The following is a 16,104-nucleotide window of genomic DNA, read 5'->3' on the forward strand; positions in this document are numbered from 1 at the left end:
ACCCGACGTACGGGATAAAAGCAATGCTCGAAGGCTCACAAGGAATTCCCGAATGAACGGAGGATCAGATTTTTGTCAGGAGAAATGCGATTTTTGACAGGAGCGACAAGCAGCGAAAGATAAGGGCGACTCGCTTCGGGGGAAGCGACACCCGGCCCGAAGCGGCACATTAATGACGAAAGTCTCAGGCCCGGATTTTTTGACTTTCATTAGTCCTGTTCAGGGAGTGTTGGGGCATCTAATGCTTGAATAGCCTTCGCAGTGGGCTAGGCTCAGATCCGGTTTTTCGCAAAGCAGGACTTCAATTCCTGTGTTATCGGGCCTTCAGGATCGCGGCCCAAAAGAACAACTTCATGTGAAGGATTACCGATGGATCGATATGAGGCCCCGCTTGCTGTCGAGCGCTCTATGCGGGCTGGCATGTTGAAAGGATTGATTGTTCGAAATCCGTGCCTGAGCATTTTTTTCATGACACTGGCCGTGTTCATGGTGTTGCAGTACAAACCCGCTGTTCTCAACTACACGACACGTTTTGTCGACTTTGCCGAGTACATGTTGCTGAACGGGGTCACACTGTTCCCCATTGCCGACAATCTCCAACCTTATCCCGACTACACCGTCTTCAACACTTTACTGGTTTATCTGGTTTCCTTGCCGTTCGGCCGGGTGTCCATACTTTCGATGGGGTTGCCATCCTGTGTGGCCGCGTCCCTGATGCTGGTGTTCATTTATCGGCTGGGCGCGCTGCACAGCAGGTCGTGGGGGGCGTACGGTGTTCTTTTCAGTCTGCTGACCTGGGCCTTTCTGGACGGCGTGAATTCGCTGGCGCTGGATATCTATCCGGCGCTGTTTACGGTGATGTGTTTCTACGTTGCCTACTCAGCCGAAATGAAGAAAGCCCCGCGCCGCCTGGCGTTTTTGTTCGTCGGGCTGGCGCTGGGCTTTGCGTTTCGCGGGCCGATCGGCTTGATCGGGCCAGCGAGTGTCGTTGGGGCTTACTACTTACTGAGCCGGCAATGGCGCATGTTGTTGGTGTTTTCACTGCTTTCGGGGCTGATTCTGGCTGCCGGGATTGTGCTGCTGGCATGGGCGGCCTACCTCCAAGGGGGGCAAGCGTTCGTCGACGAAGTGCTGAACATGCAGGGCATTGGACGCTTCGGTTCCGATCACGCGCCACGCTATTACTTTTACTTCTCCGCAGGGTTGTTTACCTACGGCATCACGGTGTTCTACGCCATCAATGTGATTTTGAAAAAGTACAAGCTGTTCTTCAGTTCGACCCGCCACAAAGACATCGACCTGCTGCTCTATCTCAGCGTGTGGCTGTTGGTGCTGCTGGTGCTGTTCAGCCTTCCAAGCTCCAAGAAAGCGCGCTATATCCTGGCAATTACACCGGCCATTTCTCTGTTGGCCGCGTACCTCTTTGTCAGTAAGGAAACTGCATTCGTACGTGCCAAAAACGGCTTGCTGAACATTTGCCTGAACTTGCCCATACTGGGTTTGGGGATGCTGGCGTCGGTGTTTGTCTACAACAACTTTGCCGAAGTCCCCTTGCAGCCCAACTACTTGGGCGCAGGCTTTGGATTGTTAGCCCTGTTGACCTTTTACCATGCCAAACGTGAGTACTTTGCTGAACATCCTTATCGCGAGTTCATGACGCTTTCGTTCGGGGCTGGGGCCTTTCTGATACTGGATATGTTTTTCTTCAACCCCATTACCTACCACCTGGAACTCATGTTTGAGCCAACGCCGAAGTTTTTGCCGTATTGGTTTTGGTGAGGCACTTGAGTGAATGCTGGTCGCCGCGTGTCGATATCAGACGCGCAAATGACGCAATCAAGCTATTGAGGCATTGAACAGGCCCGGTAAGGTGCCGTGTCTTCACGTCAAAATAACCCCATCAAGATCATGGGGTTGATAAGAAAACGCGGCGGTTGGGCGGGCTTCTTACTTGAGGTTCATCAGGCAACGATGATGATCGTTCGCCCAGTCAATTTGCTTGAATGTCGATCAGCAGAGAATAAAAACACCCATGATCAGCCCGGACTCCAAGGATTCGAGTAGCCAATTGGCGCAGGGTTTCAAGCCTCGTCACGTCACCATGCTGTCCATCGCCGGGATTATCGGCGCGGGTTTGTTCGTAGGCTCGGGGCATGCCATTGCGGCGGCAGGGCCAGCGGTTCTTCTGGCTTATCTGTTCTCGGGTTTGTTAGTGGTTCTGGTCATGCGCATGCTCGGTGAAATGGCGGTGGCCAACCCGGACACCGGCTCGTTCTCCACCTACGCCGATCAGGCTATCGGGCGCTGGGCGGGTTTCACGATCGGTTGGCTCTACTGGTGGTTCTGGGTACTGGTGATTCCTATCGAGGCACTGGCGGCAGGACATGTGCTGAACCAATGGTTTGCGCAGGTCGATGCCTGGCTGTTCGCGTTGGGGTCGATCATTGCGCTGGTAGTGACCAACTTGTTCAGCGTGTCCAAGTACGGTGAATTCGAGTTCTGGTTCGCCATGGCCAAGGTGGTGGCGATCATCGGTTTTATCGGTGTCGGTTTTGCCGTGCTGATGGGTTGGATGCCCGACCGTGAAGTCAGCGGGTTGAGCGGCCTGATGGCCGAGCACGGTGGATTTGCGCCCAATGGCCTTTCAGCGGTCGTCGGCGCTTTCATCACCATCATGTTCAGCTTCATCGGCACTGAAGCGGTGACCATCGCCGCTGCCGAATCGAACGACCCTTCGCGAAACATTGCCAAGGCCACCCGTTCGGTGATCTGGCGGATCGGGGTGTTTTACCTGTTGTCGATCTTCGTGGTGATCTCCGTGGTGCCCTGGAATGATCCGTTGCTCACCTCGGTAGGCTCTTATCAGCGCGCCCTGGAAATCATGAACATTCCCCATGCCAAGTTCATGGTCGACGTGGTCGTGCTGATTGCCGTGGCCAGTTGCATGAACTCATCGATCTACATTGCCTCGCGCATGCTGTTCTCACTGGGTCGTCGTGGCGACGCACCGAAAGCGCTGAAGGCGACGTCTTCGGCAGGCGTGCCACGTGCTGCCGTTATCGCCAGCACCGTGCTCGGCGCGTTTATCACCGTGTGGAGCTATTTCATGCCTGCCGGATTATTCGAATTCCTGCTGGCCAGCTCCGGTGCGATTGCCTTGCTGGTGTACCTGGCGATCGCGGTATCGCAGCTGCGCATGCGTCGGATCTTGCATCAGCGCAAGGTCGAACTGACTTTTCGCATGTGGCTGTTTCCCTGGCTGACGTGGCTGGTGATTGTGTTCATTTGTGCAGCGCTGGCGGTGATGATGATCACTCCGCAACACCGCACCGAAGTCACCACAACCCTCGGCCTGGCGCTGGCGATTTCCTTAATCGGCCTGGTGACGTCGCGTCATCCTGCAGCGGCGGCGAGCGTCACGTCCGCGGGGTAGGGGGCTGAACCTTCATGTCACTGGCATTCGTCGTCTAGCTGTTGCTTAGCCGTTCAATTGTCGGAGGAACGTTGTATCGCTGGCCGTCACGCCACTAAGTTGAGGCATATCCGATCGCGTCAGCAACTCAAACAAACCTCGCTATCGATCGGTATGTCTGTGGTTTGTTCTGCACAGCACTTTTCCAAATGCTATTGCGAGCACGACGCGCGTGGCGATTCTGCGAGGCGCCGCAAAGCCTTAAGTCAACGAGCTTATGAACACGCCCTGGCATAACACATGATTTAACATAATATACATTACACGAATCATCATGCGACGTTACTGGAGCCGTGGGTGGACAGATTTTAAGCCTGGCACCACATCGCTGCTCAGCGTTGTTCGGCGGTAACCAGAAATGTTCGATGAGTGAATCTTGTAAGCCTAGCTGCTTTTGGAATTTGACCGCTTTGGGATCAACAATCGAACTGTAAGCACATGGACGGTTCATTTCATAAGCGTACCTTCGGGCAATGCACACAAAACGGCATGCCTCGAAATGCCCAATTTAATGATGAATGCCAACCCTCACGCGGATATTCAGGATATCGAGCCACAGCGTCAAAAGATCCCGCTGGTCGGCGGTACTTTTCGTCGGCGAAATTCTACCGAGGCCTGGTATCAACTTGTGGGCTGGAATTAGTGATATTGAGTTCAGCTTACAGGTCCGGTCACCCGATCCTGGACTGTCGTCTGCAATCGAAAGGAAGCTCTTTAAAGCGATTTCCATAGCATTCGTCGCGTTTAATTGTGATGCCTACAGCTCACACACCTCAATATATTGCTCGGCGGGTTGCGAAATAACAGTGCGCACCCTCTATCTTCATGAAAAAAACGCCGTTCATTCTGCCTCCCGTTTACTTTAAACCGGGTTATCTACCCTTCTCTTTTTATTCCATTAGATTATAACTAAACTAAATGTCGGTTTAGTTTAGTTATAAATGCAGGCATTCCGGGAGCGATAGAAAACTGCTTGCCGCTCTTGCTCTTTAAATAACTCGAGGCTGTTTGAATAAATACACGATAGAAGTAGTTTTCTGCCTTCGCCTTGTCCTGAATGGTATCCGGTGAGATGTTCGCCACCCTGCCCTCTAGTCTGCGGTAATTTTCACCCTCGCTGCCTGACAATGTTGCCCGTCAGACTGAACCTTCAGTATCAACACGTTTTTTTGACATTTTTTTCCCGAATGCCCTCGTAAGGTGAACTCTCCAGCCACACAGGTAAATTTTTGATGAGCGCCTTGGGTTCTGACGAGATGGAAGACGAAATCCTCAACCGAGCGGCTCACTGGTGTATGCGTTTGCACGAAGATGACTGCACTCAGTCCGAACGCCGAGCCTTTGAACAGTGGATTCAAACCGATCCGCGTCACGCGTTCGAGTACGCAAAGATGCTTGAGGTCTGGGATATCAGTGACCAGCTCCCTGAGCGTCAAAGTACATCAAAGAAGCTGCTGACGGATGTCTCTGCTCGGCTTAGCGGCACACTAAAAAAATGAGACTGCTCCCCGTCAGTCACATCGAACGCTTTTCCACCCACCGCCGATATTGCCGAGTGCGAAACGCCATGGCGATCTGCTGCAGAATCAGCGCACGCAAAGGGGAAACGCTCGGATCAGGCTTTTTCGCGCGGCTGAGTTTGCCCAACTGAAACTTCACCACCGCCATGTTTGCGAGCGCGGCGATGGCCTTGTTTTTCCAGGTGATCGGCGGCAATTGCGGGGCGTTGTCCTTGCCCTGCAGCCAGTCGCGAGGCAGGTGCGGATCGATGGCCAGCGCCGTGCCGATACCGACCATGTCCACCCCGCTCTGCACCACGCTTTCGGCCACCGGGCGACGACGGATGCCGCCAGTGACCATCACCGGCATTTTGGCGACGGTCTGGATATCCCGGGCGAACTCGACGAAATAGGCCTCACGAGCCAGGGTGCGGCCATCGCGCGCCTCACCTTGCATGGCGGGGGCTTCGTAACTGCCACCGGATAGCTCCACCAGATCCACACCCAATCCGTTGAGCAGCTCAACCACCTTTTTCGCGTCGTCGGCGGTAAATCCACCGCGCTGGAAATCGGCGGAGTTGAGCTTCACCGCCACCGCAAACTGCGCCGAAACCACCGCCCGGACTGCCTTGACGATTTCCAGCAGCAACCGCGCACGATTTTCCAGGGACCCGCCCCACTCGTCCGTCCGCTGATTGGTCAACGGCGACAGAAACTGGCTCAACAGATAGCCGTGGGCAGCATGGATTTCCACCCCGGTGAATCCGGCCTGTTCACCCAGGCGCGCAGTGTTGGCAAAGCGCTGAATGACGTCCTCGATCACGCTTGCCGTCATGGCGTGGGGCGTGGCGAAACGCTTGGACAATTTGCCCAGATCCAGCGCCACGGCGGATGGCGCCCAGGTCTTTTGCCCAAGGCTGGACTGCATCTGACGCCCCGGATGGTTGATCTGCAACCAGAACTGCGCGCCGCCGGACCGGCCGATTCGCACCCAGCGCTTGAACTTGTCCAGTTGCTGATCATCCTGCAGCACCACGCCACCGGGGCCGGTCATGGCGCGGCCATCGACCATCACGTTGCCGGTGATGATCAGCCCGGCACCGCCATCGGCCCACGCCTGATACAGACGCATCAGCTCTGCGGAAGGTGCCTGCTCGGCATCCGCCATGTTTTCTTCCATGGCGGCTTTGGCGATGCGGTTCTTGATGGTCGAACCGTTGGGCAGAATCAGGGTGTCGAACACGTTCATGGGCAAGTCCTCAACTGGAGATGCAGCCACCATAAGATTGAAGCCAACTTTAAGGTCAACGACTTTTTTCAAGGTCATTGGATATCGATGGCACTCGACCCAGGCAAGCGCGTCGCCAGATCGGCTCCCAACAGTCGCGAAGGTGTGTAGGCACCGCCGGGCGGACGCGTCTGCAACAGGTAGCCGACCACCGCCAACGCAGCGTCGATCGTCAGGCTGTACACGTTTGCGGTGTGCACGCGGGCGACTTTGCATTCACCGCGAGCGTTACGCGCCTCGCCCCACACAAAGGTGCCCTGATCGGCACGTTTCGCCTGATCCGGCCCGATCACGGTCTTGCCGATGCGCGCCTTGAGCAAACGCTGCACAAACGCCAGACCCAGCAACGGACGAATCCAGTTGGCGAGCCTGGCACCGCGAATCATTGCCGCCGAGCCCGGTATGAACACCTCGATATTGGCAATGCCGGTGGTGTGCCAGGCAGTGGACACATCACCCCAGGGGATGGTCATCGCCAGCTTCTCGCCGGCACCGAAGTCGATCCGCCGTACCCGATAGGCCAACGGCACCGAAACGATCCTGCCGTCACGCCGGACCTTGCCGCCCTGCGCCATGCCTTCAATGGAAGTCTTGGTGGTGCCGGGGGAAAAACTTGAGCGCGAATCGAAGCCCAGCGCCAGATGCGTTGCGTCCGGCAGCGCGGTTTTCAATGCGGCAGCGACACAGTCGGTCGGGACTACATCGAAACCGACGCCCGGGCAAATGACCGACCCAGCCGCTTTCGCCCGTTCATTCAAGGACTGCGCATGCTCGAATACGGCAATCTCGCCAGTGATGTCCAGATAGTGTGCATTGGCTCGCAGGCAGGCTTCGATCATCGGCGCAGCGGTGGCCGAAAACGGCCCGGCGCAATGCAGCACCAAACCATGCCCCTTGATCTGCGCCAGCAACCGCGCGGGCTCATCCAGCCCGAATACCCGAGCTTCAAGCCCCAATTCCCGGGCCAACGCTTCGACCTTGTCACGACTGCGTCCGGCCAACACCGGTCTGAGTCCACGCCTGACGGCATCGCGAGCGATCAATTCGCCGGTATAGCCATTGGCGCCATAAATCATCCATTTCATCGGTGTATCCGGTTGGTCTTGCTGACTCATGCATTGCTCCTGAGTGGATTGATGACCGGCGCTATTGCCTTGCCCAATCAGCGTCAGACGCTAGCGTTAAAGTCAGGTTGAGGGTCAAGCAAAAGTACGGAAACGACCACGGAAAATATTCGCAGCAGCGGGGTTGACCTTAAAGCGAGGTTTAAGGTGAGCATGCGCTGAACCGTTTGAACGATGGAACCCGAACGATGCTCAAGACCCTTGTTTCCTGTGCCCTGCTATTGATAGGTGGTGCTTTCATGACGTTTGCAAATGCTGAGCCGGCTACTGCCAGGGATCGCCAGATACTGGTGATCATGACCAATCACGCCAGCTATCCCTCACGATCCGATACCACAGGCTTGTGGCTGACCGAACTGACCCACTTCACCGATGTGGTGGAAGCGGCCGGCTACACCACTGTTTTCGCCAGCCCCAAGGGTGGCGCGGTGCCTCTGGATGAACGCAGTCTGGGCTGGTTGTACATGGACAAGGCTGCCCGGGAGCATTTGCAGTCCCCCGCCTTTCGCGCTCGCCTGGCCAATACGCTGCCGATCGCCGAGGTCGATCCGTCACGTTTCGGGGTCATTTACTTCACCGGGGGCCATGGCGTGATGTGGGATTTTCCCGATAACTCCGACCTGCGCCGCGTCGCTGAAAGCATCTACAACCAGGGCGGCATCGTCGCCGCCGTGTGCCATGGCGTAGCGGGTCTTCTGGATCTGAAGGACAACCAGGGCCAGTTGATCATCAAGGGCCGAAACATCACCGGGTTCTCCGACCGCGAAGAACTGTTCTCGGGCATGAAAAGTCAGGTGCCGTTCTTCCTTGAGGACCGGTTGGTGAGCCAGGGCGCGCACTACCGCAAGGGCTGGCTGCCCTTCACCTCTTTTGCCATTACCGATGGCAGGCTGGTGACCGGCCAGAACCCTCAATCGCCCAAGGCCGTGGCCGAAGCCGTGATGGCGGTGCTCAACGCCGACGACCGAACGCGCTAAATCTTTTTGTAGTGCCTACCCACCGGAGAAAGTCCGATTGAAACTCGCAAGCGCCGTTTTAACAGGATTACTGATCACCACTTTTGCCAGCGCCGCGCTGGCGGAGACACCTCAAATGCCCGACCTGACCGAGACCACCACCATCGATATCGCAGGTCACCCGGTGCCCGTCGTCAAAGGAGGCCTTTACGACCGCTTTCGCTCCAATCCGCCGTTGTCGGTGATTGCCACCGAAGTGCCGGGCGTTGATTTGAGCTGGTTCAAGGGGCTGGCGAAGAACAAGGTCGACATTGGCTTCGAGTCGTTTTCGCCCAACTTCTATTATCAGAACAGTCGTGTCACGGCGATCTATACGGCCGACCTCGACCGGCTACGGGCATTGATGCCGCCCGAAATACTGGCAACCGTGCAGCCCCTGCAAATCTGGCCCGGGCGAGGCCTGATCGCGTTCACTGCCTACACCTACGAGCATTGCGATAACGACGCCTATAACGAAGTTGCCGTGTCGATCATCACCAACAAGCCCGGCAAAGCCAACCTTGGCCCCTTGACGCTGATCGGCCAGTCGATGTCGGGAGACTTCTGGGGGTATGTGCTCAAGCTGCCGGTCAATACCGAACTGGCACGGGTGCGCGGAGTCGTCGGTTACAACCTGCCGAAATGGCTGACCGGGATTGATCGCAAAGAAAACGGGCAATCGGTGATCTATGAGATCAGCGACAGCCAGACCGGCAAACCCGACGTGTCCTTCACCGCGAAGAAGCTCGACACGGTGTCCCGCGACGAGAATATCGTCACCAGCAGTTTCACCAATCTCGACCATCAGGGCCATCTGGCCTATGGCTACGCGGTGTCGCGCCAGCTCAGCCACGGTTCCAGCCGGGACGCGGATGCCGCCACACTCACGCTGAGGGACGGCAGCCTGTCGAATTACCTGCGCGACCTGAAGCTGGGGAAAATGATGAAGTACGAATACGTACCTGAGTTCCAGAGCGCGCTGTATGCGCCAAAACCGCTTGCCACGCTGGTTGGCAATCGCTGAAAGCTGTAACGCCCGTCAGGCTCTGGAAGCCTGACGGGCGCCGCCTTTCCTGCCCGTTCCTGCCGCACGCTTGTCGGCGGCATCAACCACGCCGTCTTCGCGCATACGATTGATCAGCATCTGTGCATTGTCCGCACACGCCATGCCTTCGGGCTTGCCCTCGATGCCCTTGATGGCGAGCAGCAGTTGCTGCCTGTTCTGCGCCAGGCGCAGCTGCAAGGCTTCGATTTCCTCGACCTTCTGCTTCAGGCCACTGAGCAACTGGTCGTGTTGCCAGCCACTTGCATTCATTGGCATCAGTTGCCGGATTTCTTCCAGCGAGAAACCCGCAGCCTGTGCGCCAGTGATGATCTGCAGCACCCATTCAGTGTCGGGAGAGTAATCGCGATAGCCATTGGCTTTGCGCTCGACCGATTTGATCAGGCCGCTCGCCTCGTAGAAACGGATGCGTGAAGGCGCCAACCCGCTGATTTTCGCCAGTTCACCAATTCTCATAATCTCACCCTGAATCCGTCGACCTTGAAGTTCACTTTAAATCCAAAGATGTCACGCGGCCAAGAGGCGGCTGGATTCGATTGCGCTGCAAACCCGCCAAACCTTATGCACACCGCGGATGAGCGCGATCAATCACCGGATCGACCGCGCCCGGCACTCAATTGATCATCAGGGTGCTGTAATCGGCACCCAGCGATTGCACATGGTCACGATAGCGCTTGATCATCAACGACAGATCCGCCGGCGCGTAGTCCGTACCCTTGAGCCGTTCCAGCGCCATGGCAAAGCCTCTCCAGATATTGGCCACCATCATCACCTCTTCACCGGCGACTCTGCGCCGACGGCTGATCTCGACAATCGCGTTGGCATCCGCCAGCACGTCTTCGGCAACTTTGAGGTCATTGTTGAGCCCGTCCACGGCCTGGGAAATGCTCTGGATTTCCTTGTCCAGATGGTCGCGCGACTTTGCCAGTTCGCTGTACCTGATGCCCTCGGACACTACGCCCAGGACTTTGCGCACCAGCTCGACACCCTGTTTGACCGCCTCCTTTTTCGGGTTTTCCATGTCGATGCCATCGAGTTCCTTGTGGGTCGGAATGTAGTTGCGGTACATGTCCGCCAGATTGAACTCACGGATGACCTCCTGAGCCTTGATCAACGTATCGCGCTGTTCGATGCAAGTTGCCTTGTTGCGGCTATGTTCGCTCAGGTAAGTGAGGATGAGCGACTTGCGCTGCCTGGCAACATTCAGGGGTTCATTCGCCCGCTCACCGATTTCCACGCTATAGACACTGCGCACATCCTGTTCCAGACGATGCGCACATTCGGCGAATCGAACTTCGACACGCTCGAGCATCGCCTCGACGTTACTTTTGAGATTGCCGATCTCGCTTTTGACCAGGCGGCGGTCTTCGTCAGTCAGATCGTTGCGGTTCAACGCATCGCGCAACTCATCCAGCGCGGCAAAGTAACTGTCCCCGGACGCATTGCTCAGCGCCGTCATCAGGATCGGAAAGGCTTCGCGCAGGGTTTGGTCGGTATTGTTCAGATACGCCGCAACTTGTTGCGCGCGCTCCTGCAATACATCGGAACGAACATTGCGAAAACGCGCCAGCGTCGAGATATCGCGAATGGTCTGCACGATGGACTTCACATCCACCATCGGAATATGCGGGGTATTGATGGGTGTCACGCCGTTCATGGCAATAATCCTCAAAACAGATGGGCAATCAGTTGTACGATTTTTTGTATTCGTCCAGCGCTTCATTGAAGATCGTCACCAGTTCACCGGCGGTGTTCTTCACGTCGCGCCACGGGTCGATCACCAAGGCAAACTCGGCAACGAACGAGGTCAGGCGTTGCGCATCACTGATGCGCTCGAACTGCTGCGCCGACGATTCGATCTTGCTGAGGATGGTTTGCCACAACGTGTTGAGGATGTTCAGTGCCGCCTCCGCACCGGCCATGCGAATGCCGATATCTGCGAAATTCGACAGTGAACTTTCCATGGCGCTCTGCAGGCTTTCCTTGCCGCTGACGCTTTCCTGCAGCGCATCGACTTCCGCCTTCAGCGCATTGCGCTCCTTGCGTGCGGTTTCGGCTTTGGGGCCGAAAATAGAACCGGAAATCGGCCAGAAGATCGGCAGCCCCCCGGAGAAAGACATACCGACGTAATAGTCGTAATCCTTGTCCAGTTGAATGATCCGGTCCTTCTTCTCCTTGATGGTCTGCCGGGTGCTGGCAATCGACTCGACCAGATTGTGGCGCTCCATCAGGTCGTACTTGCTCCGCACTTCCGATTGCAGGCCGAACACACGTTTGCCGCTCGACAGATCGCCGCCGGACAGTTCGATCTTGAAGTTGGAAATACGATCCTTGAGTTCCCGGGTCGCCCCCTGCTGACGTTGAATATCGGCTTTCATCAACGTGATGATTTCGCTCACGGCCGAGGCCACTTCACCGTCGTCCGAGGTATAGGTGATGCCGGCCAGGTCATTGCCGGTCATTTGCCCAAGCGTGGTCCTGACACGATCCATGATCGGCATTTCCTTGATCACCGCCAGGATTTCTCCACCACTGCTCACGATGTTCTTCGCTGCCGAGGTCAGGTCGATACTTTGCTGAATGATCTTGCTTTCAACCGCGTCCCAACTGGAGGCATGAATACGGATCTTCTTGAACAGCACCTGAATATCGCCAGGCTCCAGCCCCGCCACATCGATCTTCCTGTACTTCAGATAGGATTCGACTTCGGCTAATTCACTGGGCAGAGACAAGCCCTTTTTCACGTATTGCTTGATCTTTATCACATCTTCTTTGGTCAATAACCCGGCGTCGCGTGCAACGCCTGGATATTGTCCGGAAATAAGATGAAGTACGGCCTGCGGGAGGTTGTTGCTGCTTTCCGAGTCTTTTAATGGAACAGCCATCTTTATTGCCTCTATTCATGAAAACCGATGAAACCATTGCATCGGCCCGCAGAACGCTAGATGACGTTCCTGATAGATTCAAAAAAACGGCGTGTTTCTTTTGATTTATACAACCCGTTGATTCACAGTGGTTTTTATGTTTCAAAGTTTCAATTTGAAATATTGAGCTACATATGCAGGAACAGTCCTACAGACAACAACTACAGACCAGACTGTTTATTTGCTGGAACGCTTGAGCGTTTCGCTCGGCAATTCGTTGAACAATGCCCGATAACTGCTGGAGAACCGCCCCAGATGCCAGAACGACCAATGCATCGCTACTTCAGCGACTGTCGTTTCCATCGGACTGCGCTTGAGTAACTCGCGATGGGCACTGTTCAACCTGCGCAGACGCAGCCAGTGGCTCGGCGTCATGCCGGTAAAGTCCTTGAACGCGTGCTGCAACTGGCGTAGAGAAACGCCTGCCACCTGCGCCAGCTCCAGCAGATTCACGGTCTCTTCCGGTGAGTCGGCCGCCCACTCGCCTACTCGCTTCATGATCATTCGTTCCTCGCCGCGCCGCTGCAAGCTGCCGCGATCCAGACACACGCGAGCGTTGTCGAGGATGAACAGACAGTCCTCAAGCAACTGTTGAGTCAGGGCTTCCTTGCTGGGTTGATCAAGGGTTTGCGACAGCTTCGTGAGCGTCGAACTCAACCAGCGACTGAACAATGCGTTTTGTCCGCAATTGAGCGGCGCCATGAACAGGCCTTCGAGTTTCGCCACATCCAGCCCGTGCTGGCGGACGAATTGCGGGCCGAACACCACGGCGATTTCCTGATAGTTCTCCGGGGTGATCCAGATGTTGCGGCTGTTTTCGTTGAGCAGATACAGCGCGTTGTCACTGCGATCGAAACAGAACGCCAAGGCACCCGAGGGTGCGCTGAAAGTCTGCTCGACCCGGGTGTTCATCTGCTCTTCGTACACCTGCACGCCCTGCAGATCCAGATAGCGGATCTGCCCGGCGAAATGCCCCGGGGACATCTGCTGGTAATGCTGGACCCAACCCGGCGTGGCGCGGATTTGCTCGGTGACATCAGCGGTATTGAAAGCCTGAACCTGTAGCGGATTACACGTTGTCATGGGAGACCTTGCGCACTCTTTTGGTGCGCTTTGGTGCTGCTTAAAGTGGATAGATGGAACTGCAAGGCTCGCCCAAGATAGTCGCCAACGCGCCACAGGGGAAGGGGCGGAAGATGAAACCCGCCCTCTCCGGCGTCTATAAAACCAATAACGAGGTCTTTATGAATGCCCCTTTCGATCAGCTGTTCACGTGGCTGAAAGATCACAAGATTACCGAAGTTGAATGTGTGGTCAGCGACCTGACCGGCATCGCCCGCGGCAAGATCGCACCGACCAACAAGTTCCTGCATGAGCGAGGCATGCGCCTGCCGGAAAGTGTGCTGCTGCAAACGGTAACCGGGGATTTTGTCGATGACGACATCTACTACGACCTGCTCGACCCGGCGGACATCGACATGGTCTGCAAACCGGTGAGCGACGCCGTGTATGTGATTCCATGGGCGATCGAACCGACCGCCATCGTCATCCACGACACCTTCGACAAGTTCGGCAACCCGATCGAACTGTCGCCGCGCAACGTGCTGAAAAAAGTCCTGCAGCTGTACACCGACAAGGGCTGGAAGCCGATCGTGGCGCCGGAAATGGAGTTCTACCTGACCCAGCGCTGCGAAGACCCGGACCTGCCACTCAAGGCACCACTGGGGCGTTCGGGCCGTGCCGAGAGCGGTCGTCAGTCGTTCTCGATCGACGCGGCCAACGAATTCGATCCGCTGTTCGAAGACGTCTACGACTGGTGCGAGCTGCAAGGCCTGGACCTGGATACGCTGATTCACGAGGACGGCCCGGCGCAGATGGAAATCAATTTCCGTCACGGCGATGCACTGGATCTGGCCGACCAGATCACCGTGTTCAAACGCACCCTGCGTGAAGCGGCGCTCAAGCACAACGTCACTGCCACGTTCATGGCCAAGCCGATTGGCGACGAGCCCGGCAGCGCCATGCACCTGCACCAGAGCGTGGTGGAAATCGCCACCGGCAAGCCGATTTTCGCCGACGCCGACGGCAAGATGAGCGACCTGTTCCGCCATCACATCGGCGGCCTGCAGAAGTACATCCCGAAAGTGCTGCCGATGTTCGCCCCCAACGTGAACTCGTTCCGCCGCTTCCTGCCGGACACTTCGGCACCGGTGAACGTCGAGTGGGGCGAAGAAAACCGTACCGTCGGCCTGCGTGTGCCGACCTCCGGGCCGGAAGCCATGCGCGTGGAAAACCGCCTGCCGGGCGCCGACGCCAACCCGTATCTGGCGATTGCCGCGAGCCTGCTGTGTGGCTACATCGGCATGGTCGAAGGCATCGAGCCGAGCGCTGCCGTTGAAGGCCGGGCCTACGAACGCCGCAACCTGCGCCTGCCGATCACCATCGAAGACGCGCTGACGCAAATGGAAGAGTGCGACACCGTTGCCCGATACCTGGGCAGCAAATTCGTGCGCGGCTACGTCGCGGTGAAACGCGCCGAACATGAAAACTTCAAGCGCGTGATCAGCTCCTGGGAGCGCGAGTTCCTGCTGCTGAGCGTCTGACCAACATCCACGGTCTCTGTGGGAGCTGGCTTGCCAGCGATTACGTCGGCACAGTCGACATCACTATCGACTGACCCACCGCTATCGCTGGCAAGCCAGCTCCCACAAGGGGCCGTGCTCCACCTGAAAAATCCAAAAAAATCGAAGAGGTGTCGATATGCGTCTACTGAAATCCATGGTTCCCGCCGCGCTGGCGCTGTTGTGCAGCACCGCAGCCCTGGCCCAGCCACAGGTCAGCGTCTACAACTGGACCGACTACATCGGTGAAACCACCCTCGCCGACTTCCAGGCCAAGACCGGGATCAAGGTGATCTACGACGTGTTCGACTCCAACGAAACTCTGGAAGGCAAGCTGCTCGCGGGTCGCACCGGCTATGACGTGGTGGTGCCTTCCAACCATTTCCTCGCCCGTCAGGTAAAGGCCGGGGCGTTCCTCAAGCTGGATCGCGAGCAACTGCCGAACTGGAAAAACCTCGATCCGAAACTGCTCGCGCTGCTTGAGAAAAACGATCCGCAAAACGCACACTCCGTGCCTTATCTGTGGGGCACCAACGGCATCGGCTACAACGTCGACAAGGTCAAGCAAGTGCTGGGCATCGACCACATCGATTCCTGGGCCGTGCTGTTCGAGCCGGAAAACATCAAGAAGCTGTCCCAGTGCGGCGTGTCGATGATGGACTCGGCCGACGAAGTGTTCCCGGCGATCCTCAACTACATGGGCATGGACCCGCGCAGCGAAAACCCGGAAGACTTCAAGAAGGCTGAAGCCAAACTGCTGAGCATCCGTCCGTACATCACCTATTTCCATTCCTCGAAGTACGTTTCGGATCTGGCCAATGGCGACATCTGCGTGGCCTTCGGTTATTCCGGTGACGTATTCCAGGCGGCCAACCGTGCCAAGGAAGCCAAGAACGGCGTGAACATCGCCTACGCGATTCCAAAAGAAGGCGCCAATCTGTGGTTCGACCTGCTGGCGATTCCGGCCGACGCGGCCAATGCCAAAGAAGCCCACGCCTTCATCAATTACCTGCTCGATCCACAGGTGATCGCCAAGGTCAGCGCCTCCGTCGGCTACGCCAACCCCAACCCGGCCGCCAAGCAGTACATGGACGTGGCGCTGGTGAACAATCCAGAGG

At 56.7% G+C, this 16,104-nt stretch carries 13 protein-coding genes; 7 read left to right on the forward strand and 6 right to left on the reverse strand.

Annotated features, from left to right (window positions below; genetic code table 11):
• Positions 1 to 468: 468 nt before the first annotated feature.
• From DBR18_RS06650 to DBR18_RS06660, 3 genes are all read left to right on the forward strand, one after another.
• On the forward strand, positions 469 to 1,779 hold the full coding sequence (locus DBR18_RS06650; RefSeq protein ID WP_108589804.1) for a glycosyltransferase family 39 protein: 1,311 nt from the start codon (positions 469 to 471) through the stop codon (positions 1,777 to 1,779).
• Positions 1,780 to 2,032: 253 nt separating this feature from the next.
• Entirely contained in the window at positions 2,033 to 3,433 is a 1,401-nt protein-coding gene (gabP, locus tag DBR18_RS06655; RefSeq protein WP_108589748.1) for a GABA permease, read from the forward strand.
• 1,271 nt (positions 3,434 to 4,704) lie between these two features.
• The gene (locus DBR18_RS06660; RefSeq protein ID WP_256588591.1) at positions 4,705 to 4,971 is read left to right on the forward strand and encodes a DUF4880 domain-containing protein; all 267 of its coding nucleotides are present in this window, start codon (positions 4,705 to 4,707) and stop codon (positions 4,969 to 4,971) included.
• A 16-nt stretch (positions 4,972 to 4,987) separates the two neighbouring features.
• Here the strand turns inward: DBR18_RS06660 and DBR18_RS06665 are convergent, their stop codons facing one another.
• Entirely contained in the window at positions 4,988 to 6,220 is a 1,233-nt protein-coding gene (locus tag DBR18_RS06665; protein WP_108589749.1) for an NADH:flavin oxidoreductase/NADH oxidase family protein, read from the reverse strand.
• 74 nt (positions 6,221 to 6,294) lie between these two features.
• A complete protein-coding gene (locus DBR18_RS06670; RefSeq protein ID WP_108589750.1) occupies positions 6,295 to 7,374 on the reverse strand; it encodes a trans-acting enoyl reductase family protein in 1,080 nt (359 codons plus the stop codon).
• Positions 7,375 to 7,622: 248 nt separating this feature from the next.
• Here DBR18_RS06670 and DBR18_RS06675 point away from each other — a divergent pair, with 248 nt between their 5' ends.
• Both DBR18_RS06675 and DBR18_RS06680 read left to right on the forward strand, forming a co-directional pair.
• The gene (locus tag DBR18_RS06675) at positions 7,623 to 8,360 is read left to right on the forward strand and encodes a type 1 glutamine amidotransferase domain-containing protein (RefSeq protein WP_108589751.1); all 738 of its coding nucleotides are present in this window, start codon (positions 7,623 to 7,625) and stop codon (positions 8,358 to 8,360) included.
• Between the two features lie 37 nt (positions 8,361 to 8,397).
• Positions 8,398 to 9,402 (forward strand): acetoacetate decarboxylase (ADC), encoded by a 1,005-nt coding sequence (locus DBR18_RS06680; protein WP_108589752.1) that lies wholly within the window; start codon positions 8,398 to 8,400, stop codon positions 9,400 to 9,402.
• Between the two features lie 15 nt (positions 9,403 to 9,417).
• Here the strand turns inward: DBR18_RS06680 and DBR18_RS06685 are convergent, their stop codons facing one another.
• The 4 genes from DBR18_RS06685 to DBR18_RS06700 form a co-directional block, all read right to left on the reverse strand.
• Positions 9,418 to 9,897: a MerR family transcriptional regulator gene (locus DBR18_RS06685; protein ID WP_108589753.1), complete on the reverse strand. Its 480-nt coding sequence runs from the start codon at positions 9,895 to 9,897 to the stop codon at positions 9,418 to 9,420.
• A gap of 157 nt (positions 9,898 to 10,054) precedes the next feature.
• A complete protein-coding gene (locus DBR18_RS06690) occupies positions 10,055 to 11,098 on the reverse strand; it encodes an alpha-xenorhabdolysin family binary toxin subunit B (RefSeq protein ID WP_108589754.1) in 1,044 nt (347 codons plus the stop codon).
• 28 nt (positions 11,099 to 11,126) lie between these two features.
• Positions 11,127 to 12,326 (reverse strand): alpha-xenorhabdolysin family binary toxin subunit A, encoded by a 1,200-nt coding sequence (locus tag DBR18_RS06695; protein WP_108589755.1) that lies wholly within the window; start codon positions 12,324 to 12,326, stop codon positions 11,127 to 11,129.
• A gap of 216 nt (positions 12,327 to 12,542) precedes the next feature.
• Entirely contained in the window at positions 12,543 to 13,448 is a 906-nt protein-coding gene (locus DBR18_RS06700; RefSeq protein ID WP_108589756.1) for a helix-turn-helix domain-containing protein, read from the reverse strand.
• Between the two features lie 161 nt (positions 13,449 to 13,609).
• On the opposite strand from DBR18_RS06700, the gene DBR18_RS06705 reads away from it, so the two are divergent.
• Positions 13,610 to 14,968: a glutamine synthetase family protein gene (locus tag DBR18_RS06705; RefSeq protein WP_108589757.1), complete on the forward strand. Its 1,359-nt coding sequence runs from the start codon at positions 13,610 to 13,612 to the stop codon at positions 14,966 to 14,968.
• Positions 14,969 to 15,125: 157 nt separating this feature from the next.
• A partial coding sequence (locus tag DBR18_RS06710) for a polyamine ABC transporter substrate-binding protein (protein WP_256588592.1) occupies positions 15,126 to 16,104 on the forward strand: 979 nt, incomplete at its 3' end.

The organism is Pseudomonas sp. HMWF021 (assembly GCF_003061005.1).
Classification (GTDB): domain Bacteria; phylum Pseudomonadota; class Gammaproteobacteria; order Pseudomonadales; family Pseudomonadaceae; genus Aquipseudomonas.